The following is a 21,660-nucleotide window of genomic DNA, read 5'->3' as shown; positions in this document are numbered from 1 at the left end:
CAAAATGCAGTTATTTATCCGTTATTTATCTCGTTCATGTTTATTCCTCTGGGCCTTAAGCACATTTGCTCTTGCGCAAATAGATGAGCTGTCAGCCACGGTCGATAAAAACCCCGTACTCGCTGATGAATCGATAACCCTAAGTGTGGTTGCCTCGGGCGATGCATCTCGCGAGGCATTCGATCCTAGCCCATTGAACGCAGATTTTATCGTAGGCAGAACCTCTGTTAGCTCGCAAACCCAAATGATAAACTTTGACACAACCCGCACCACCATTTGGACCACCGTTCTTATTCCACGCAAGCCAGGGCGCTTTGTCATTCCAGCATTTACCATAGAAGGCAAAAGCTCAGCACCCATTAATATGATGGTTTTACCGGTATCGGCTCGTCAAAGTACAGAAGGTCGAGATGTGTATGTCACAACGTCAGTAGACACAGATGAAACCTACCTACAGCAACAAATCCGTTATACCGTAAAGTTGTTTCTTGCCAGAGACCTGCAGCGAGGTAGCTTATCGGCTCCTACGTTGGCCGACGGAGAAATTCGACAAATCGGTAAAGATGCAGAATACAACGACATCGTCGATGGAAAACGCTATCGGGTGATTGAACGCACCTTTGCGGTTATTCCACAAAAGAGCGGTACCTTTACCATCCAAGGCCCGATGTTTGAAGGCGAAGTAGTTCAGGATAGGCAACAAAGCTTTGGTTTCTTCAGCCGCAGTAAAACCATTAATCGTGTGGGGCCAGCACAAGAAATAACCGTGAAACCCATTCCGGCTAATTATTCTGGTACCTGGTTGCCGAGTGATTATGTTGAGCTACACGAAGAGTGGCAACCTGATGCATCCAAATTCACGGTCGGTGAGCCAATCACCCGCACTTTGACTCTTACCGCTGTAGGTGTTGATGAAGCGCAGCTGCCAAGTATCAATAGTCAATATCCCAGCGGCGTGAAGGTTTATCCTAACCAACCAAATACCACCACTGTTGAAAAAGACAATACGCTCATCGCCCAGCGCACTGAAACCATCGCGATCATTCCCAGTCAAGCGGGTGAATTCACGCTAGATGAAGTGAGCGTTCCTTGGTTTAATATTGTCAGCGGACAAGTAGAATACGCCACGCTGCCCAAACGCATCATCACGGTCGTTGCAGGCGCTAATGATACGTCAGCCTCCAACGTTCCGCCTGCTGCTGTTGGCAAAAACGAACAGTTTCCCCCTACTGTGCAAACTGCAGAACAGGCCCCCCAGCAGGACAGCCAACACAGCGTTGAACAATCAGCCTCAAGGGTCAGCCAAAAAACCAATCTCTGGTTCTGGCTCAGCTGCACATTAATAATCTTGTGGGTAACCACACTTATTGGCTGGGCGGCGCACGTTCGTCGCTTAACAACCAAAGCAAACGTGTTTAGTAGAGCCAATAATGGCGCAGCGAATAAGGTGAATCCTTCTGAGAAGCAAGCGTGGAAATCGTTGCAAGCGGCCATCAGCAAACAGGATACGCAGGCAATTATTCAGGCATTAACGTTATGGCTAAATACGTTAACGGGAAGTAATGGTAAATCAATCAATACATTACAAAACGAATTTAGCAACGCCTCGTTAGATAATGCGATAAGTACATTATATGCATCTAAATTTGGCGCCGAGGACAAACAGTGGAACAAGGAAGAAATTGTCTCAATACTTAGCTTAATTCGACAGCAAGCTAGCGCTCATCACAGCAACGAAAAATTAGCCCCACTTTATTAGCTGATGAATAGGTAACAGCTTTGATGACTTAAGAGCGCTATTTTTCATGCCTCATTTGCAAATATGGGGCAACTTCCGCAGTAAAAATGCATGTGCAATCAGTCTTTCTGTCACGACTAAGGGCGAATTGCACTATGCCCCGCTTTAACGAATAATAAGATCACACATAAAAGGCGGAAATAAATAATGAATTTGCGAAAGCAATTTAAAAAAGCCTCGGTCTCTAGTGACATGCTAGATAAACAAAAACGATACGAAACCCTAGTCCAAGCATTGCATGGTGATATATTCCGCTATGCATACTGGCTGGTGAAAGATAAAGCGGTGGCAGAAGACATAGTCCAAGAGACATTTCTGCGTGCATGGAAATCATTGGATTCATTAAAGGACGAAAAAGCCGCCAAATCTTGGTTGATTACGATACTGCGTCGGGAAAATGCCCGACGCTTTGAACGTAAGCAGTTCGACTTGGTTGATATCGATGATGTGTCTATCTCAGACGATCAGTTGACTCACGAAGTTGAGATTGAGCACCGAGAGTTACGGAAAATAATGGCGTCTTTGACTGAAGAGTATAGAGAGCCATTAATGTTGCAAATCATGTTTGGATACAGCGGAGATGAAATTGCAGCTCAACTAGATTTAAACAAGAATACCGTAATGACCCGACTATTTAGGGCGCGAAGCCAAATTAAAGAGGCGCTAGAGAAATCAAATGACAATCGAGAACGGAAAAATGGATGATTTAGAATTTCGCAGAACCATTTATGCTGATCCGAATTGCGATGACATACGAGTCAAAGAAGCGGCAGCACAAGACCCTGCAAAACACGAATTTTGGTCTGAGCAAAAAAAGATCGATGCGAGTTTACAAGCGGCGATGAAAGTCGATGTGCCTGACGATTTAGCACACAAACTTATTTTGCGCCAAACTATGCAAACTCACCAACACAATAAGAAGCGTGCCCGGGTGCATTTAGCGCTAGCGGCATCTTTAGCGTTTGTTGTGGGTGTCAGTTTCACGCTGTGGCAACAACAAAATTACATTGATGTGTCAGCCCAATCACTGGCTCATGTATATCATGAAGGTCCTCATGCGCTTGATGCGAACGAAGATTTTACCTTGCAACAAGTCAACGCTAAGCTCGCCCAATACGGTGGTCATTTAAATGAGGATATGGGGCAAGTATTTTACGCTAACCACTGTGACTTCGAAGGGGTTAGAAGCCTGCACTTAGTCATGCAAGGCGAGAATGGCAAAGTGACTGTGTTTGTTGTGCCTCATAAAGACGGTTACAAAGCAAAAGACAGAGTCAGCGATGGCTATCTAACCGCCGAAGCAGTGGATATGAAAGATACCAGCTTAGTGATCGTCAGTGAAAATGTACATGATGTAGAGCAGACCAAAGATAAATTGACTAGAGGCATGACCTTCTCTGCCTAAGAATGCGTAGCGCGTAAAGAAGAGCGCGCTACATAGAAAACGACAATGTTTGAGAAAAAGGAGCTTATGCTCCTTTTTTTGTCCCTCTCGACTCTCTTTTGAAGCTCCCCTTATCTGCCCACCGATAAAAACATATCAATGTGCTCGATGCCGCCATCATCGTAAGGCTTACCCTCTGGATGAAAACCAAATTTAAGATAGAAATCAGACGCATCAGTCTGGGCTGATAACGTGATCGTTGTGACTTTAGGGTCAAGACGAATCTGCACAATCGCCTCTTCAATTAATCTATTCCCGACTCCCTGCCCCCTGTGTTCTGGCAAACACACCACCCGCTCAATCTTGGCGATATTTGGCTGTTTTGTTGTACGTACCCTTGCATAAGCAATTAACCTAGCTTGGTGAAACACGCAAACGTGTGTGCTGACGTTATCCTGCTCGTCTATGTCTCTGTATATACTTTGTTGTTCGATGATAAATACGTCCTGACGCAACTGTAAAATTGCGTATAAATCGTTCAACTCCAGCTGATTAAAAGAGATTACTTGGGTTTTATATAATGCCGACACTAGTGTATTCCTAGGTTGCTTGATAGCATGGTGTAAAAAAGTAAACGCTAATTTGCAACAGCGTAAACAAAAATTCAATCATTCCTCATCTTAATCGAAGGACACCATGGAAACAGCCACTTTTATATCATTAGGATTGTACTTTCTCGCCATGCTCGCTATTGGCCTTTATTCTTTCAAACAGGCAAATACTGACGTAGAAGGTTATATGCTGGGGGGGCGAAACCTTAGCCCAAAAGTTACTGCCCTTTCGGCTGGCGCTTCAGATATGAGCGGATGGATGTTAATGGGCTTGCCCGGCGCAATGTATTTGACCGGTTTGTCAAGTGCTTGGATAGCAATAGGTCTCGCCATTGGCGCCTATTTTAACTATGTACTGGTAGCTCCCCGTTTACGGGTATACACAGAAGTGGCAAATAATGCGATTACTATCCCAGACTATTTTGAGAATCGGTTCAACGACAAGAGCCGCGTTTTGCGCATTGTTTCCTCTATCGTCATTGTGCTGTTTTTTACCTTATATACCTCATCCGGTGTCGTTGCTGGCGGCAAATTGTTTGAAACATCATTCGGTCTAAATTATGAATTGGGTTTATACATTACCGCTGGTGTGGTCGTGGCATATACCTTATTCGGAGGGTTTATGGCCGTGAGCATCACTGACTTCGTGCAAGGATGTATCATGTTTGTAGCGCTGGTATTGGTTCCAGTGGTGGTGCTCGTCGATTTAGACGGTTGGCAAGGTGTCACCCAGTCTTTAAGTACCCTTGATGGTCAATACTTGGATATGTTCGTCAATGCTTCAAATGGTGAGCTTGTATCGACAATTGCCATCATATCCATGCTGTCTTGGGGATTCGGGTATTTTGGGCAACCCCATATCATCGTGCGCTTCATGGCCATTCGCAGCGTAAACGACATTAAAACCGCTCAGACGATCGGCATATCGTGGATGGTAGTAGCCATAACAGGGGCATTAGCAACGGGGCTACTAGGGCTAGCTTATGTGACCAAACAAGGCACACCATTGAATGACGCGGAAACAATCTTTATTTATTTATCTCAGTTGCTCTTTCATCCTTTAATCGGTGGTTTCTTGCTTGCAGCAATTCTGGCTGCAATTATGAGCACTATTTCCTCGCAATTACTGGTCACATCGAGCTCTCTAACGAGCGACTTTTATCAAGCATTTTTCAGACGAGATGCGAGTCAACACGAACTGATCATCGTTGGCCGTATATCCGTGGTCATTGTTGCTTTGGTCGCTATTTTCTTGGCGTACGACAGAGATAGCAGCATATTGTCATTGGTCAGTAATGCGTGGGCCGGTTTCGGTGCAGCATTTGGGCCTTTGATTTTATTCAGCCTATTTTGGAAGCGAATGACACTCATCTCAGCCATAAGTGGCATGTTAGTCGGCGCTGTAACAGTGTTATTATGGATTTATTTGCCAATTACTATTGATGGCCAGAGCTTAAGTGCTTGGTTATACGAAATAGTACCGGGCTTTATATTGTCGAGCTTGACTATTGTTGTAATCAGCCTAGTGTCAAAACAAAGTGATAGTTCAATTATCAATACATTTGAGAAAGTAGAGAAGACTCTGCACGACTCGGTGAATAACGGCGGCAATGCTTCTTAATGTTTAAATAGGGAATTTACATGAACTTTTATGCCGCTAGGCAACCGATATTACATGCAGATAAAACACTGTTTGCTTATGAATTGTTATTTCGGGATAGTTTGGAGAATACCTTTCCAAATATAAATGAAGATGAAGCTACAGCGAAAATGGTCGCTGGGCTTCAATTTAATCTAGGGTTAGACAGCTTGTTGCCTGACACGCTAGCGTTCATAAACTTTACACACAATTCGTTATTAGAAGGGTATCCTTTGATGCTACCTAAAGAGAAGATTGTAGTAGAGATTTTAGAAACGGTTAAACCAGGTAAAAAACTACTTAATGCGTGTATCGATCTAAAGGAAAAGGGCTATATCGTTGCCCTTGATGACTATGTTCACCAAGGAGTCTGGCTGCATTTCTTTCCTTATATCGATATTATTAAAATTGACTATCAAGATACCTCACATGAGCAAATTCTAAAGATAATAGAAGCAATAAAGCCCTTCCCCAAGATAAAACTGTTAGCAGAAAAGATTGAAACCCACCAAGAATACTTACAAGCACTGGAGTATGGCTGTTGTTATTTTCAAGGCTACTTTTTCAGTAAACCAGAGATCATAAAAAACACAGCCCTAACGCCTTCGCAAATGTCGATCGCGAAATTGATGGGGGAAATGGCCAAAGAAGACCCCAAAATTGAGATTATCACTCAAGCGTTTGAATCTGATGTGAGTCTCTCTTTTAAATTGCTGCGTTATGCCCAATCGCCGATTTTTAAACGCACCAAACAAATTGAGACGATAAAACAAGCTATTGTGGTGTTGGGGCAAACTGAGCTTAGGCGTTTTGTGTCGTTGCTTTTTACTGCTCAATTCAGTGAAGGTAAGCCTGCTGAGCTTACCGTGATGTCACTTTCGCGGGCTCGTTATTGTGAACTACTCACAGAATATTCCCATCAACGCGACGGCGTGGCATCCGCTTTCTTGGTTGGGCTTTTGTCATTACTTGACGCCATGTTGGATGCTGATATCGCAGACCTTATGGAAAAACTGCCTATATCTCAGAATATCAAAGACAGTATCGTGCTACGTCAGGGCGAACAGGCCAAATACTTAATGCTGAGCGAATTTTTTGAGGAAGGTCGATGGAGTGATGTCAATCGCCTGTGTGAAAATCTCGACATTAATTTTGATGATGCATTTTCAATGTTTCAACAATCTCAACTGTGGGCAAAAGAAAGACTCCAAGCTTTAAAGTAATCCCCTATTCAAACAATTGTCACTTTGTCATGATATATTTTTAAAAAATATATCATGACGGCCGTAATTCATGATATCGTTCTATGCATATAATATTTTAGTATATCCATTAACTTAGCACGAGAAACTCTATGACTTCGTCGATTCCAAACGTTACACATTTGAAACAGCTTGAAGCGGAAAGTATTCACATTTTTCGTGAAGTAGCCGCTGAATTTGATAACCCAGTAATGCTTTACTCAGTAGGTAAAGATTCTTCTGTGTTGTTACATCTAGCGCGTAAAGCCTTTGCCCCTGGTAAAATCCCCTTTCCTTTGCTGCATGTAGACACCACATGGAAATTCCACGAAATGATTGCCTTTCGTGACCAAATGGCAGACAAGCACGACTTAGACTTGTTGGTTCATATTAACCAAGAAGGCGTGGATATGGACATTAACCCATTTATTCATGGCAGTGCTAAGCATACAGATATTATGAAAACGGTTGGTCTTAAGCAGGCGTTAAACAAATACAAATTCGACGCTGCGTTTGGCGGCGCAAGGCGTGATGAAGAAAAGTCACGTGCCAAAGAGCGCGTGTACTCTTTCCGGGATGAAAACCACCGCTGGGATCCTAAAAACCAACGTCCTGAATTATGGAATATCTACAATTCACAAATTAACAAGGGCGAAAGCATTCGTGTATTTCCAATGTCGAATTGGACAGAGTTAGATATCTGGCAATACATCTACATGGAAAACATCGAAATTCCTTCTTTATACCTTGCTAAGCCACGCCCAGTAGTAGAGCGCGACGGTTTGTTGATCATGGTTGATGACGAACGCATGCCGTTAGAAGAAGGTGAAACGCCAGAGATGCGTTCAGTACGCTTTAGAACGTTAGGCTGTTATCCATTAACAGGTGCCGTTGAATCGACTGCGAATACACTACCTGAAGTTATTCAAGAAATGCTACTAACTAAAACCTCCGAGCGCCAAGGGCGAGTCATTGATAATGATTCATCTGGCTCTATGGAGAAGAAAAAAATGGAAGGTTATTTCTAATGGAAAACAACATTGTTTGGCATCAGCACGAGGTTGACAAACGTCGCCGCGCTGACGCTAAAGGGCAAAAGCCGTGTGTGGTTTGGCTGACTGGGTTAAGCGGTTCTGGCAAGTCGACCATCGCTAATTTGTTAGAAAAAAAATTAGCCGATAACGGCAAGCACACCTACTTACTTGACGGCGACAATGTTCGTCATGGTCTCAATGGTGATTTGACCTTTAGCGACAAAGATCGGGTTGAAAACATTCGCCGCATAAGTGAGTTATCCAAACTCTTCGTAGATTCAGGCTTGATTGTCATCACCGCATTTATCTCGCCGTTTAAGAGTGAACGTGATTACTGCCGCTCACTGCTTGAGCAAAACGAATTTGTTGAAGTGTTCGTCGATACGCCATTAGAGGAATGCGAAAAACGCGATCCTAAAGGGTTGTATCAAAAAGCGCGTTCTGGCGAAATTACTGATTTTACCGGTATCAGCTCACCCTATGAAGCGCCAGAATCTCCTGAAATCACCCTTAATTTCAGCGGACAAAGCGCCCAAGAATCTGCGGAACAACTGTTCACTCAATTAAAGCAAAAAGGATTGATTGACTAATGCTCGATACCAAATTGATAGACAGTATTACTCAGATTGCACACCAAGCGGGTGATGCAATAATGGATATATATCAGCGTGATTTTGCGGTATATGAAAAGTCTGACGAAAGCCCTTTAACAGAAGCTGATTTAGCTGCCCACAATTGCATTGTGAAAGGCTTACAAGCTGTATCTGATCTACCTATTTTGTCAGAAGAATCCGCTAACATACCTTGGTCTGAACGCCAGACATGGGATAAGTATTGGTTAGTAGACCCCCTTGATGGCACAAAAGAGTTTATAAAAAAGAATGGCGAGTTTACAGTCAACATTGCATTAATTGATAACGGTGAACCCGTCTTTGGTGTCGTTTTTGCCCCCGTACTAAAGCAAACCTATGTCGGTATTGTGGGCCAAGGCGCTTATAAGCTAGAAGGTGATAGCCGTACAGCGATTACCCCTAAAATGAAGAGCGACGACGAAGAGTGGCGCGTGGTAGGCAGTCGCTCACATCAAAGTCCTGACATTCAAGCGCTACTTGCCAAACTTGGTGGAGAGCCTGAACTTGTGGCCATGGGCAGTTCGTTGAAATTATGCCTAGTTGCTGAAGGTGCAGCGCATTTATACCCTCGCTTAGGCCCTACGTCTGAATGGGATACAGGTGCAGCTGATGCGGTGGTTCGTGCCGCCGGTGGTAAAGTCACTATTATTGAAAGTGCTGCCAATGTGTTCGATGAACACGCTAAACCTCTTAGCTACAACCAAAAAGAATCCGTTTTAAACCCTTATTTCCTTGTGAGTTGCTGATCATGAATAGTGAAAACGCGTTATTACAATCTGACATCCTGGCGTACCTCGAACAGCATGAGCAAAAAGACATGCTGCGTTTTTTAACCTGCGGTAGCGTAGATGATGGTAAAAGCACCCTAATTGGTCGTTTATTACACGACTCGAAAATGATTTACGAAGATCAGCTTGCCGCCATCACCAAAGACAGTAAGAAGTCTGGTACCACTGGCGACAAAGTAGATTTAGCCTTGTTGGTAGATGGCCTAGCGTCTGAGCGTGAGCAAGGGATCACCATTGATGTGGCATATCGTTACTTCTCAACGGATAAACGTAAGTTTATCATCGCCGATACGCCGGGACATGAGCAATATACCCGCAACATGGTAACGGGTGCATCAACATGTGATTTGGCCATCATATTGGTAGATGCTCGTGCGGGAGTTAAAACCCAAACCCGTCGTCATTCATTTTTGGTTTCATTGCTTGGCATCAAACACGTCATCGTGGCAATCAACAAAATGGATTTAATGGAGTTCAGTGAAGAAGTGTACGAGAACATCAAGAAAGACTACTTGGTCTTTTCTGAACAACTAGATATTCCTGATATTCAGTTCGTGCCTATCTCAGCCCTTGATGGCGATAATGTGGTTAATAAGAGCGAGAATACTCCTTGGTTTGAAGGCTCTACGTTAATGAAAACCTTGGAAAATATTGAAATTGGTAATGACGCCAATATCGATGATTTCCGTTTCCCCGTGCAATACGTAAACCGCCCTAATCTTAACTTCCGTGGTTTTGCTGGCACGGTTGTGTCTGGCCAAATCAAAAAAGGCGATAAGATCACCGCGCTTCCGTCGGGCAAACAATCTACCGTGCGCTCTATTGTCGGTTTTGAAGGCGAACAAGAGGTGGCTTATACGCCGCTTACCACTACCATCACCCTTGAAGATGAAATCGATATCTCTCGTGGTGACATGATTGTCAAATCTGACAACTTGCCTTTACAAAGCAGTGCTTATGAAGTCAATTTAGTGTGGATGGGCGAAACACCGTTAATGCCAAACAAACAATACGGTTTCAAATTTGCTACTAAGTTTGTACCAGGTAGCGTAACGGACATCGAACACCAGATTGATGTAAATACCATGGAGCACAAAGAGGCAGTAAGGCTTAATTTGAATGAAATTGGTGTTGGGAAAATCAAGCTTACGCAGTCAGTTGCCTGTGACCCATACACCAAAAACCGTGAAACCGGTGCGTTCATTATTATTGACCGATTAACCAATAGCACAGTCGGTGCAGGTATGGTGATTGATGCCATTCAAGACTCAGGTACGAAAACAGAATATTCTGAGTTTGAACTTGAATTTAATACCTTGGTTAGAAAGCATTTTCCACATTGGAATGCCACTGACATCACTAAGCTGTAGGCGCAACGTCGATACTATATGGACATAAACCAGCTTCTGGTATTAGCAATATTTACCGGTACATTAGCGGCGCTTATTCTCACGAATAAGCGCCCTTCTTCAATTTTTGCGGGTACATTGTTAGCACTTATATTAAGTCAGCAATTATCGCTTTCAAACATCATTACCAACTTCACAAACCAAGGGTTAATTACCCTTATTCTGCTGTTGATTGTAAGCACAGCAGTAGATAAAACGTCCCTCGTCAAACGGTTGGGCCGCACGCTTATCGTTGCGAGCTTCAAACGCAGTTACTGGCGCTTATTTGGGCTAACGTTTGCTTCTTCAGCATTGTTGAATAACACCGCCGTGGTAGCAAGTTTGATTGGTCCGACTAAACAAAATCAATACCATCCTGCTTCTAAGTTACTTATCCCTCTTTCATACGCAGCAATTTTAGGCGGTACAGTGACACTTATAGGTACCTCCACCAACCTCATTGTTGATAGTTTCATGCGCGAGCATGGTCACGCAGGTTTTAACTTCTGGGACTTTACGCTCTATGGCTTGGTCGCAGGCTTAAGCTGTGGCGTGTTAATGTTTTTGTTAACGCCACTGTTGCCCGTAATCGAAAACAAAAACCGCAAGTACAATAGTTATTTTATTGACGCGAAAGTAGAAGCAGATTCTGAATTAATTGGTAAAAGTGTCGAGCAAAACCACTTACGCAATTTACCTGAGCTTTTTTTAATCGAAGTGGTACGCAACGGTAAACTTATCAGTCCTGTTAACCCTGAGCTAGTCATACAACAAAACGACAAACTGATTTTTTCAGGGGATATCCATAAAGTCGATAATTTAAGTCACATCAAGGGATTAACCCTTTTTGCAGAATCAAATGGTTTGCTACGTGAAAACCTTACCGAAGTGATTATTTCTAATCGGGCACAAATCATTGGTAAAACGCTGAAAAGTGTTGGTTTTAGGGCATTATTTGATGCAGCTGTTGTGGCTATCCGTCGAGACGGTGAAACCCTATCAGGAAAGTTAGGGGAAATTAAACTCCAAGCAGGTGATTTTTTGCTTTTGGCTACAGGCCCTGACTTCGTCAAGCGCCAAAACTTAACCAAAAACTTTTTTATTTTATCCGAGAAAAAAGTCGCCACAAAACTCCTCGATAAACAAGAGTGGATAACCTTAGGCGGTTTTCTAGTCACTATCGCCCTTGCTGCCGCATCCATCATTTCACTTGCCACAGGTTTAGTGTTTTTCCTAGCGATATTGGTAGCCACTGGCGTTACATCCACCAACGAAGTTAAACGTCACCTACCGTTAGAGCTCATTATCGTGATTGTCGGCGCCCTTAGCCTGGCTAACGCGTTAGAAAGTGCAGGAGTGATAACCACTCTCACTCACTATTTAGAGCCCTTCATGACAAGCTCCAGTCCATTTGTGGCATTGGTAATGGTGTATTTAGCAACCTTGTTGTTAACAGAGATAGTTACCAATAACGCTGCTGCAGCACTGATGTTCCCCTTTGCTTATGGGTTGGTAGAGAGTTTAGGCGTACCTTTAATGCCGTTTGCCTTAGCGGTCGCTTTTGCCGCCAGCGCTAGCTTTATATCGCCCTATGGGTATCAAACCAATTTACTGGTTTTTAGTGCCAGTAATTATAAGATGAAACACTTTGTGAAATTTGGTTTGCCTATTTCAGTTTGTTACTCGAGCATCGTGCTCATCCTACTGAAGTACACATATGACTTTTAAGTCAGCGAACATTTTCAGCAATCCAACGGGTTAACCGTTTTAAAACGCAAATAATCCACTTCCAAAGACAAAAAAGACGAGAGTGTCACCACTCTCGTCTTTTTCTTATATTGTGTTTGTGTCTTATAGCAATTCCATTAAATAATTAGCCCCTCAGCGGAAATTTATTGGAGTTGGAATGATTGACATAAGTCCGCAGTAAATGTCAGCTTACGCCTTAGGTTTGCGTCCTCGGCTCAGCGTGGCCGGTGCGGTGTTGTTTGTCGCTTGACGTCTACTTCCGTGTTTTTCCTCCCCCCCCCCCCTTGGGACTTGATCCCTCGATAACTACTGCGCTTGGAAGAGCGGGTTGGCTCGGTCTTTGGGGCATTTTTATCGGTAACGTTAGCTGCTATTTTCTGATCGGTTTTCAGTGCTGTTTTGGTTGAGCCCTCAACAGCGTCACTAATTTCACGCATTTCATCAGGGGTTAACTTTCGCCACTGCCCTACCTTTAGCCCCGCTAAACGAATTGACATAATACGGCTGCGTTTTAACCTGGTTACGCCGTAACCTAAGTATTCGCACATACGGCGAATTTGCCTATTTAACCCTTGGGTTAAAATAATACGAAATACGAATTTACTCTGCATTGTTACCGTACAGGGCTTAGTCACCGTGTCGAGTATAGGTACTCCGGCTCCCATGGCGTGAATAAAACGCTCTGTCAACGGTCGGTCCACCGTCACTATGTACTCTTTGTCATGGGCATTTTCAGCGCGCAAAATTTTGTTAACTATGTCACCGTCACTAGTCAAAAAAATTAAACCTTCCGAAGGTTTGTCTAATCGGCCAATGGGAAAAATGCGCTCGGGATGACCGATGGCATCGATAATATTCCCTTTGACGTGGCGCTCAGTCGTGCACGTAATCCCGACAGGTTTATGGTATGCCAAATACACTCTGTCAGACTTATTCTCGGCACTCGCTTTAATCAAGTTTCCGTCAACGCGCACTTCATCCCCAGGCAACACTTTAGTGCCTAATTCAGGAATAACGCCATTGATCGTCACGCGTTGGCTGTCTATCAACTTATCTGCTTCGCGACGAGAGCAGAAACCTGAGTCACTAATAAATTTGTTTAAGCGAATGCTAGAAACAGTTGTGCTTGATGTGTTCGATGTATTCAATGTAACCCACTATGTCATCTTTAGTTAGCGCCCAGGCATTCCTAGGCGAAACAGATGTAAACGGTTGATAACGCTTGACTAAGCAAAGCATCGTTGAGCACGGGATAACAACACCTGCTCTTGTTTTGCGACAGGACCATGTTGTATCCATAACTTCAGTAATGACGATTTGTCATATTCAAGGCCTTGCTGCAGTTTATCGGCCATCAATTGCAGCTGTATTTCCTTACGCAACGCTTCGTCAGCTTGCGGCGAAGGGACATCGCATACTATTTCTAGCATCAAGGTTAGATTAAGACGAGGTACGTCACTTTGCCCAAGAGCTTTAAACGACTGCTGCCATTGGTTAGGCAATGAATTTATATCGTCAGGCAAAGCAGGCGTTTCCCAGCGCTTTAGTATATCAAATAGTGCGCTCACACTGTGGGCTCTAGATTGGCGTTGCAACCCCTCCAATTTGGTTTGTCGTTCATCAATAAGCCCGGATAAGCGACGAAATAAACCAGAGCCTGACGCTTTAGGCATCGCTACCAATTGCGCTTCTAGCTCAGTTTGCAAAATGTGAGTGCCGTCCAATTCATCAAACGTTTGCGCTTCATTAATCGCCTGTTGCAATTTTTGCAATATGTCAGCTGAGGCGGCTACTTGCACGTTAATTTCCTGCTTCTGTAGCTGATTGTGCGCTTTGCGCTTAGCAAAAATCACATCATTGGCTTTTCGAAATTGATCCCACAAGGCATTTTCAACTTTACGTTGGGTCTGGCCTACGTGTTTCCACCTTTCTTGTAATGCTTTGGCTTGCTCAATAGCGACATTAACATCTTCGACCGCTGACAATGCTTGTGCTTGCAGGATAAGCGCTTGCTTCATCTCAGTATTCTCATCGAAATACACTTCGACTTGTTTCTTCAACGGCGCCAAGGCTTCACGATAAGCATTGTTCACTTGTGTTTTAACAGTGAAATCAACATCACCGACGTTTTGCCACTTCTGCTGCACCTGTTGAATCGCTTTTGCTAACGCATCAGCGGATAAACCATGCTCAGCTAATGTGCCAATCTCGTTGATCAGAGCCTGTTTTTGCGCAAGGTTATTTTCGCGCTGCAACTGTTGCTTTTCAAAGTGTTCGCGACAAGGCGCAAAAGAAAGTTCAATTAACGCGTCAAACTGCTTATTGAGCACATCATCGTCAGGTGTATTCAACACACCCAAACTATTCCAACGTCGACGCAGCTCTTTCACCTGCTCTGCCCGCAATGATACTGGCAATTTAGCATCAACTAACGCTTTTGCTTCTTCAAGCAAAGCGGGCTTTCGCGGCAAGGCGATGTAGGCCTGCAACGACTTTAATTCCTCTATTTTAGCGCTGACCTGTTCGAGTGTGCGCTCATTGCGAGCTTTTTCTTGTTCAGGTAACGCTTCAAACCATTTAGTGACCTTGGTAAAGAGAGCCATGGCCGCCTTGTATTTTCCCTGTTCGATAAGCACATCAATGGCCTTAGCTTTACTGCGGATACGGTTCACATCTTGAGTAATGCTTGCTGAAAGGGTTTTGATTGCACTGCGCCACGTACTCTGTAATTGCGTAAACCTTTGATCAAGCGCTCCAGGCCAACTGTCTTGATATGCTTCACGTAGCGCAAACCACTGCTGCGTCGTGCTCTGCAATATCGATTTAGCACTTTGCACATCATCCCCTTGAGAAGGGATGGCCAACTGGGCAAAATCCGTCAATAACGAATCCGCTTGTTTTAGGGCATCTTGAAATGCAGGTAAATGATTGAACGTGTGCTGGCGTTTTTGTAAGGCATCAAGTAAAGCCTGTAGCGCTTTCGTTTGCACGGGCATGCCCACTGAATTGGCATCCAATAACAAAGCGTCAATACGAGACATACGATTCTGAATTTCTGTTTGTGCTTGCTCCGTTTGTGCCAACGTAACACTTGATACATCGCTTGATAAAATATCTGACAACCACACTAGCATCGCTTGCGTATCTGCCGTGGCATGCTGCACGGCATCTATTACATCTCGTTTGCGCTGCTGCGCCTGATAAACAGGTGCTAATTCTGCATCTAGAATGTCTAACTTACTGTTTAAATCAGTATATTTAGCCGTAAATTCTTGGCGTTTCTCTTGTGATAAGCAATCGAATTGTGCTGAAAAAATTACGTATTCGTCATTTAGTTTGGTTCGAGTATCCACCAACTTTCGGTAATCACGCTGCTCTTTTAACGCTAACAAGCGAGACAAAACGAGACGCGTCCCCTTTTCAACTTCAATCGGTTGGGCTTTGGCAAATGCTAACTGATTTAACTTATCTTGCGCCTGAGACTTAATGCTTTCACTAGAAGCTTTTTTGATTATTTTTTGTAAGCTTGCAGGACTGTCTGCATACGCAAGAAGCGCACTTTGAAGAACGTCATCATCGCTGGATAACAGAATAGGTAACGCCAGTTGCGGTTTATTCAGTACGGACAAAATATGCAGTACCAATTTAGGCTCTTGCTGCACCCAAGGCTGCTTAATCAAGCGCTCGAGCAATTTACTGTTTCTACACTCATAGGCAAATTCGCGTTTCTGAGCTTTACTCAATAGGCTCTCATCGTCGTCAAATAGTGTATTATCAACGACTTGTTGAGCGCGTTTGAGCACACGTTCGTTTTTGGCTATCTCTGCCATCTTGTACCACAACACGAAGCTATTTAACTTTGTCAGCGCGGCTAAACTCACATTCACATCTTCATCATTGAACGCCAATTCATGCAGAATTGACTTTTGTTCTGGCAAGTCTGGAGACAACGAGTCAATAGCGACTACTCTCACCGCAGGTTTTGGATCTTGATGCTTAGGACGAAACAGTTTTTTAAATATCATTTTCGGTGAACCGCGCTATGGTGTTTTTATCATTTAGCTCTTGCTTAAATTGCTGACGGCTTTTTTGCACTATTTCGCCGTTAGCCCCAACAGTCATATGTTGATCTGACTTAAGGATTTTCGCTTGATACAACATAACAGCTTGCATAGTCGTTTCTCGTTGCCCTTCTGTTAACGGGTTGCCATCAAGCCACTTACCGGTTTCCACCGCTTGCAACAATTTTTGATAAACCTCTGGGGTCATCGATTTGAGTAACATTTCTGGGTTCATTAATTAGACTTCTTAACAAAAACGAGACGCACACGATTGATGATGTACCAAACAAAACCGATAATCGCGACACCCACAGCAATATTATATTGCACTTCACCTGGAGCAGCTCCACCCCAATACATAAATCCAAACCCAGAGACAAACATCAGCATGGCTATCATTGACTGGGTTTGGATTTTTTGTGATTTCAGGTACTTTTGTAAATTGCGTTTGCGGGCAATATCTTCATCGCTCGCATGCCCCATGGCGAAACCGCAGTGATTGCATTCTTCGGTTTTGTCAGAGATTTTCTTATTGCACGATGGGCAATCAATTAACGCCATTTTTTACTCCACTACTAATACGGTTAACAATTTCACCTTGACACTAGATCACGAAAGCGCGGACAGTGCCGCGCTTAATTTATGGATACCGTGACTAGGACTTGTGTTCTTTATTAAAATCATCCCAATATTCATTGACTGATTCTTTCATTTCTTTGCGCAGCAAAAATATGCCTAATAAGTTAGGCAATGTCATCACCACAATAGCCACTGCCGACAACGTCCACACTAGAGTGGTATCTGATACTGCGGCCCAAACGAACGCAAACACGTACACTACGCGATAAGGCATGACTGAGCGCGGCCCTAACAAATAAGTCATTGCCCTGTCGCCGTAATATGACCAAGCTATTGCGGTTGAAAACGCGAACAGCAATAAACCAATGGAAACGATGTATTTGCCTGACTCACCAAAAAAGCCTTTGGTAAACGCCAGCGCCGTTAAACTTGCCGAGTGAATTAAAGACTTACCTGAGACCACGATATTGTCTTTAATTAGGTTACCGTCAACCACTTTGAGTTTTCCGGTAAACAAATCTTCATCTTCACCAAAGGTAAATTTCACGTTTTCTGCGACAGAGCGCGCGTTGAGCAAGGTATAACCTGTGCTAATTGATTTACCGTTTACTATCTGTATGTCGCCGTTATAAGGCGCCACAGTTGAGGTATCAAGATCATTGATGTAAGCGTAAAGCGCTTGTCTGTCGTTATCGTCGGTATCCGAATAAGCGCCCGCAACAATCATCATGTCACTGCGGTCAAACACGTTTTGGTGTTTTTCTTTCCACACCCCTGAAGACAGAATAACCAAACCGGTGATCGTACAAATAATAATGGTGTCGATGAATGGCTCTAAAATAGACACCATGCCTTCTGATACTGGCTCATCTGTTTTAGCCGCGGCATGGGCAATGGGTGCTGAACCTTGACCCGCCTCGTTTGAGAACAAACCACGGTTAACGCCTCGGTTAAATGCATAAGCAATCGTTGCGCCTAAAAAGCCGCCCGTTGCCGCTGAACCAGTAAACACATCGCCAATGACCGAGGCAAACGCAGGGCCGATATTTTCTAGATTGGCAAAAATGACAGCTAAGGCGCCCACTAGGTATATTAATGCCATAAGGGGCACAATTTTAGAGGTCACCGCTGCAATGCGCGTAATGCCACCTAAAATAACCAAGCCAAGCAAAATGCCTAGTATACTTCCTACCACTAAAGGGTCGAAGCCAAAGGTCGACTCTATACTGGCCGCTATGTTGTTACTTTGAGGAAGGTTACCTGTGCCGAACGAGCTGATAACGGTTGCAATTGCGAAGGCAACAGCCAACCATTTCATATTAAGACGTCTGTCCATGTAATACATGGGGCCACCCGCCATGGTTCCATCGGCAGTTTTGACCCTATATTTATGGGATAACGTCACCTCGACAAACTTGGTGGTCATACCGAAAAACGCGGTCGCCCACATCCAAAAGAGCGCAGCTGGTCCACCCAAGAAAATAGCAAATGCCACACCGCCAATGTTACCCGTGCCTACGGTTCCCGATAATGCCGTCGTTAATGCACGAAAGTGAGTGGTGTCACCCTCAGAGCCCTTTTTATCGTATTTCCCTGTTACGACCAGCCAAGCGTGCTTGAAAAAGCGCACTTGCGGAAACTTTAAATAAATCGTAAAAAATAAACCTGTTCCAAGTAACACATAAGGAAACCACCAAGCGCCCCCAAGCATTCCATCTAGCATCTTCAATAAGTCATGAAAGCCTTCCACACTGTTCCCCTTACTTTATTTTGTTTTTAATCGTTATTATTTTATTTTGTAATGTTAAGCCTAATGGTAAAACGTGTAGATGAACTGCTAGCGCAATTCATCTACCACAGCGCGTATGGCAACAAGCACATCTTGGCCCAGTTGCTTACAACGAATTGGGGACCAGCCATAGGCTGTATCCGGTATTTCTATGTTGTCTTTGAAAGGCATTTCTAAGGTATACGCCAAGCAAGAAAACGCATGAGCGATTGCATTGGTTGCAACGGTCATATTCGCTTTACCTGGCTCATCTTTGTCGTAGCCGAACACATCTTGAAATTCAGGCGTTGCCGTGAGTAGTGCATTTTTAAATGACGATTCTAACTGAGCAATCCGTCCATCGTAGTTAGGATTCCCTTCACTACCTGCTACAAAGTTATAAGGCAGAGCCTCATCACCGTGCATATCTAAAAACAAATCAACGCTAGTTTGCTGCATTTTTTCAGTCACTAAAAAGACTTCTGGGCTATTCTCCATGCTAGGCGTGGCCCATTCACGATTTAAATTTACCCCTTTTGCATTGGTACGTAAATGCCCACGAGCTGCGCCATCAGGATTCATATTTGGTACAACATAAAAAACAGCTTTATCTAACAACAAGCGAGCAAGGCCATCGTCTTCGTCCAATAAGCGCTCCAGCAGTCCTTCTACTAGCCACTGCGCCATCGTTTCGCCAGGGTGCTGACGAGCTGTGATCCAAATTGCTTTCTTACCTTCACCCGGCTCACCTATGGTTAACATAGACATGTCTCGTCCATCTAGGGTATTACCAAGAAATGTCTCTTCACATAAAGCGTTGGTTTGCGCCCAAGCTAATAAATCTAGATGGCGCTCATAACCATAAGGCGCGAAATACGCAAAGTACATTTGGCCTTGTTCGGGTGTATGTTCGATAACGAGGTTGTCACCGTCAAACTCAGTTTCAACTCGAAACCACTCTTGTCTGTCGTAAGACGCTACGGCTTGGTAGTTCTTCCAGCCTTCAGGATAAGCTGAATGTTCAAGATCGGTAATGGTGAGACGATGGGATATCCAAGGGCGGGTATCTAATTTGAAATGAAACCACTGATAAAAGTCAGACTGATTGTCTTTGTTGATAGCGAGTTTAATGTCGCTTTCGTTCTGTGCTGATATAACGCGAATATTACCACTGTCAAAATTGCTACTAATTCTCACATTTACTGTCCATCTAATTTAACCGCGGTCAATTTAGCATATTGTCAGACTAAAAAGCCAAGGATGCACTGCTTTTTGTATAGGAGATTTGCAACATTTTACACAGCCGCATACTCCCCTTCATTACTGTGTGAAAAGGCAGTTTGAGTTATCAGGAAAATTTGTGCATTTAAGCAACAACATTCAGCCAACAAAAAAGGCGCGCTACCTAAACAAGAAAGTAACACGCCCACTCAGAAACTCGATGTGTATTAGCTCAATAATCACTTTGCATTGAACTTTACATTCGGCATTAAACAGCCAATTTTGCCTTCGGCAAACTTGGGTAATGCAAACCTGCCATATCCTGAACAACGCGCAGAACTTGGCAGCTGTAACCAAATTCGTTGTCGTACCATACGTATAAGGTGGCTCTATTAGCCGCCACGATCGTTGCTTGAGAATCAACCACAGACGCAGCACGAGAGCCGACCAAATCAGTCGACACTATCTCTTTCGAGCTGGTGTAATCCACTTGGTTTTGTAACGGTGAAAATAACGAAACATCGCGCAAAAATTCATTTATTTGCGCTTTGTCGGTTTCCTTCGATAAGTGTAAATTCAAAATAGCTAAGGATACATTTGGAGTCGGTACGCGTATTGAGCTGCCTGTGAGCTTACCTTCAAGCTGCGGATAGGCTTTGGCAACGGCACTTGCAGCACCCGTTTCTGTGATCACCATATTCAGCGCTGCACTGCGTCCACGGCGATCCGCTTTGTGGAAATTATCAATCAGGTTTTGGTCATTAGTGAATGAATGCACTGTTTCAACATGACCACCGTTAATACCATATTCTTCATCTAACGCTTTTAAAACAGGCGTGATGGCGTTGGTAGTACAACTAGCGGCTGACAAAATCGTATCTTGGGATTGAATATCGTTTTGATTTACGCCATAAACGATATTTTTAATAGCGCCTTTACCCGGTGCTGTTAACAGCACTTTTTTCACACCTTTTGAGGTTAAATGCTGGCCAAGACCTGCTTCGTCACGCCACATACCGGTGTTGTCCACCACGATAGCGTTTTCAATACCGTACTGGCTGTAATCGACTTCACTTGGCGAGTTGGCATAGATGACTTGAATGTATGAGCCATTGGCTTTAATCGCATTACGCTCGGTATCCACAGTGATACTGCCATTAAACGGTCCATGCACTGAGTCTCTGCGTAACAAGCTTGCCCGTTTCTCTAGGTCGCCTTCTTTACCGCCTCGCACCACAATTGCTCTTAAACGCAGCTTGTTAGTTTTGCCCTGGCGCTCTATGAGCAAGCGCGCTAACAAACGACCTATACGACCAAAGCCATATAACACCACATCTTGTGCAGAGTGACTGTCGTCCACATCTAGGATGTCGGCCAGTTCTTCGCGCAAATATTGTTCAATGCTCTTACCCTTGTGTTCATCCTTAAAATGAAACGCGTAGGCGAGTTTTCCAAGATCAATCTGTGCTGGCGCGAGAGGTAATTTGCTTAACTCCTCCAGTAAGGGCCAGCTTTCTCGTAGGCGCAGTTTAGTGCCTTCTTTTAGGCGAACCGTGCGATGCGCCTTAATAATATCAATGGTAGATGCGCCTAACATAGGGCGACCATATATTGATATTTCAATGGCTTTATTGCGATACAAATTTCCCAATAACGGCAACATACGCTCTGCGTACTCTTGACGTTCTTGCCAACTGCTCATTAATGCTTGTTCAGATTGTTGATTCATGATCTTTAAAAACTCTCAAAAAACGTAAGTTGGCTCAT

At 43.9% G+C, this 21,660-nt stretch carries 18 protein-coding genes; 10 read left to right on the top strand and 8 right to left on the bottom strand.

Annotation, left to right across the window (positions count from 1 at the left end; translation table 11 throughout):
• Positions 1–4 precede the first annotated feature (4 nt).
• The 3 genes from AC0VYA_RS08125 (at position 5) to AC0VYA_RS08115 (ending at position 3,203) form a co-directional block, all read left to right on the top strand.
• Positions 5–1,759 (top strand): BatD family protein, encoded by a 1,755-nt coding sequence (locus AC0VYA_RS08125; protein ID WP_475490655.1) that lies wholly within the window; start codon positions 5–7, stop codon positions 1,757–1,759.
• A gap of 186 nt (positions 1,760–1,945) precedes the next feature.
• Positions 1,946–2,503 (top strand): sigma-70 family RNA polymerase sigma factor, encoded by a 558-nt coding sequence (locus tag AC0VYA_RS08120; protein WP_011574484.1) that lies wholly within the window; start codon positions 1,946–1,948, stop codon positions 2,501–2,503.
• A complete protein-coding gene (locus AC0VYA_RS08115; protein ID WP_473481269.1) occupies positions 2,496–3,203 on the top strand; it encodes a DUF3379 family protein in 708 nt (235 codons plus the stop codon). Before AC0VYA_RS08120 ends, AC0VYA_RS08115 begins: the two co-directional genes overlap by 8 nt.
• A 110-nt stretch (positions 3,204–3,313) precedes the next feature.
• Here the strand turns inward: AC0VYA_RS08115 and AC0VYA_RS08110 are convergent, their stop codons facing one another.
• A complete protein-coding gene (locus AC0VYA_RS08110) occupies positions 3,314–3,772 on the bottom strand; it encodes a GNAT family N-acetyltransferase (RefSeq protein ID WP_475490654.1) in 459 nt (152 codons plus the stop codon).
• A gap of 106 nt (positions 3,773–3,878) precedes the next feature.
• On the opposite strand from AC0VYA_RS08110, the gene putP reads away from it, so the two are divergent.
• From putP to AC0VYA_RS08075, 7 genes are all read left to right on the top strand, one after another.
• Positions 3,879–5,414 (top strand): sodium/proline symporter PutP, encoded by a 1,536-nt coding sequence (gene putP, locus AC0VYA_RS08105; protein ID WP_475490653.1) that lies wholly within the window; start codon positions 3,879–3,881, stop codon positions 5,412–5,414.
• 20 nt (positions 5,415–5,434) lie between these two features.
• Positions 5,435–6,655, top strand: coding sequence for an EAL and HDOD domain-containing protein (locus AC0VYA_RS08100; RefSeq protein WP_475490652.1), 1,221 nt, complete (start codon positions 5,435–5,437; stop codon positions 6,653–6,655).
• A 131-nt stretch (positions 6,656–6,786) separates the two neighbouring features.
• Entirely contained in the window at positions 6,787–7,701 is a 915-nt protein-coding gene (cysD, locus tag AC0VYA_RS08095) for a sulfate adenylyltransferase subunit CysD (RefSeq protein WP_473479901.1), read from the top strand.
• Positions 7,701–8,297: an adenylyl-sulfate kinase gene (gene cysC, locus AC0VYA_RS08090; protein WP_011574478.1), complete on the top strand. Its 597-nt coding sequence runs from the start codon at positions 7,701–7,703 to the stop codon at positions 8,295–8,297. Before cysD ends, cysC begins: the two co-directional genes overlap by 1 nt.
• Positions 8,297–9,085: a 3'(2'),5'-bisphosphate nucleotidase CysQ gene (cysQ, locus tag AC0VYA_RS08085; RefSeq protein ID WP_475490651.1), complete on the top strand. Its 789-nt coding sequence runs from the start codon at positions 8,297–8,299 to the stop codon at positions 9,083–9,085. The genes cysC and cysQ overlap by 1 nt, the downstream gene beginning before the upstream one ends.
• A 2-nt stretch (positions 9,086–9,087) precedes the next feature.
• Positions 9,088–10,497, top strand: a complete 1,410-nt coding sequence (gene cysN, locus AC0VYA_RS08080) for a sulfate adenylyltransferase subunit CysN (protein ID WP_475490650.1) — start codon at positions 9,088–9,090, stop codon at positions 10,495–10,497.
• An 18-nt stretch (positions 10,498–10,515) separates the two neighbouring features.
• Positions 10,516–12,243 (top strand): SLC13 family permease, encoded by a 1,728-nt coding sequence (locus AC0VYA_RS08075; RefSeq protein ID WP_475490649.1) that lies wholly within the window; start codon positions 10,516–10,518, stop codon positions 12,241–12,243.
• 236 nt (positions 12,244–12,479) lie between these two features.
• On the opposite strand, the gene rluF is transcribed toward AC0VYA_RS08075, so the two are convergent.
• The 7 genes from rluF to AC0VYA_RS08040 form a co-directional block, all read right to left on the bottom strand.
• Positions 12,480–13,355, bottom strand: coding sequence for a 23S rRNA pseudouridine(2604) synthase RluF (gene rluF, locus AC0VYA_RS08070; protein WP_475491047.1), 876 nt, complete (start codon positions 13,353–13,355; stop codon positions 12,480–12,482).
• Between the two features lie 135 nt (positions 13,356–13,490).
• A complete protein-coding gene (locus AC0VYA_RS08065) occupies positions 13,491–16,289 on the bottom strand; it encodes a DUF349 domain-containing protein (RefSeq protein ID WP_475490648.1) in 2,799 nt (932 codons plus the stop codon).
• Positions 16,279–16,560, bottom strand: a complete 282-nt coding sequence (locus tag AC0VYA_RS08060) for a YeaC family protein (RefSeq protein WP_006994118.1) — start codon at positions 16,558–16,560, stop codon at positions 16,279–16,281. The genes AC0VYA_RS08065 and AC0VYA_RS08060 overlap by 11 nt, the downstream gene beginning before the upstream one ends.
• Positions 16,560–16,886, bottom strand: a complete 327-nt coding sequence (locus tag AC0VYA_RS08055) for a hypothetical protein (protein ID WP_011574472.1) — start codon at positions 16,884–16,886, stop codon at positions 16,560–16,562. The genes AC0VYA_RS08060 and AC0VYA_RS08055 overlap by 1 nt, the downstream gene beginning before the upstream one ends.
• A 94-nt stretch (positions 16,887–16,980) precedes the next feature.
• The gene (locus AC0VYA_RS08050; protein WP_011574471.1) at positions 16,981–18,654 is read right to left on the bottom strand and encodes an alanine/glycine:cation symporter family protein; all 1,674 of its coding nucleotides are present in this window, start codon (positions 18,652–18,654) and stop codon (positions 16,981–16,983) included.
• Between the two features lie 87 nt (positions 18,655–18,741).
• Entirely contained in the window at positions 18,742–19,869 is a 1,128-nt protein-coding gene (locus AC0VYA_RS08045) for a M14 family metallopeptidase (protein WP_475490647.1), read from the bottom strand.
• 292 nt (positions 19,870–20,161) lie between these two features.
• Positions 20,162–21,622 (bottom strand): glyceraldehyde-3-phosphate dehydrogenase, encoded by a 1,461-nt coding sequence (locus AC0VYA_RS08040; RefSeq protein ID WP_475490646.1) that lies wholly within the window; start codon positions 21,620–21,622, stop codon positions 20,162–20,164.
• Positions 21,623–21,660 lie beyond the last annotated feature (38 nt).

This window comes from Paraglaciecola sp. QJM3NY_14 (assembly GCF_056173245.1).
Note: the sequence above shows the minus strand (reverse complement) of the source record. Positions and strands in the feature narration are given on the sequence as shown.

Coding starts and splice junctions, on each gene's coding strand:
- AC0VYA_RS08125 (WP_475490655.1), top strand. CDS start 5: ATGCAGTTATTTATCCGTTATTTATCTCGTTCATGTTTATTCCTCTGG.
- AC0VYA_RS08120 (WP_011574484.1), top strand. CDS start 1,946: ATGAATTTGCGAAAGCAATTTAAAAAAGCCTCGGTCTCTAGTGACATG.
- AC0VYA_RS08115 (WP_473481269.1), top strand. CDS start 2,496: ATGGATGATTTAGAATTTCGCAGAACCATTTATGCTGATCCGAATTGC.
- putP (WP_475490653.1), top strand. CDS start 3,879: ATGGAAACAGCCACTTTTATATCATTAGGATTGTACTTTCTCGCCATG.
- AC0VYA_RS08100 (WP_475490652.1), top strand. CDS start 5,435: ATGAACTTTTATGCCGCTAGGCAACCGATATTACATGCAGATAAAACA.
- cysD (WP_473479901.1), top strand. CDS start 6,787: ATGACTTCGTCGATTCCAAACGTTACACATTTGAAACAGCTTGAAGCG.
- cysC (WP_011574478.1), top strand. CDS start 7,701: ATGGAAAACAACATTGTTTGGCATCAGCACGAGGTTGACAAACGTCGC.
- cysQ (WP_475490651.1), top strand. CDS start 8,297: ATGCTCGATACCAAATTGATAGACAGTATTACTCAGATTGCACACCAA.
- cysN (WP_475490650.1), top strand. CDS start 9,088: ATGAATAGTGAAAACGCGTTATTACAATCTGACATCCTGGCGTACCTC.
- AC0VYA_RS08075 (WP_475490649.1), top strand. CDS start 10,516: ATGGACATAAACCAGCTTCTGGTATTAGCAATATTTACCGGTACATTA.
- AC0VYA_RS08065 (WP_475490648.1), bottom strand. CDS start 16,289: ATGATATTTAAAAAACTGTTTCGTCCTAAGCATCAAGATCCAAAACCT.
- AC0VYA_RS08060 (WP_006994118.1), bottom strand. CDS start 16,560: ATGAACCCAGAAATGTTACTCAAATCGATGACCCCAGAGGTTTATCAA.
- AC0VYA_RS08055 (WP_011574472.1), bottom strand. CDS start 16,886: ATGGCGTTAATTGATTGCCCATCGTGCAATAAGAAAATCTCTGACAAA.
- AC0VYA_RS08040 (WP_475490646.1), bottom strand. CDS start 21,622: ATGAATCAACAATCTGAACAAGCATTAATGAGCAGTTGGCAAGAACGT.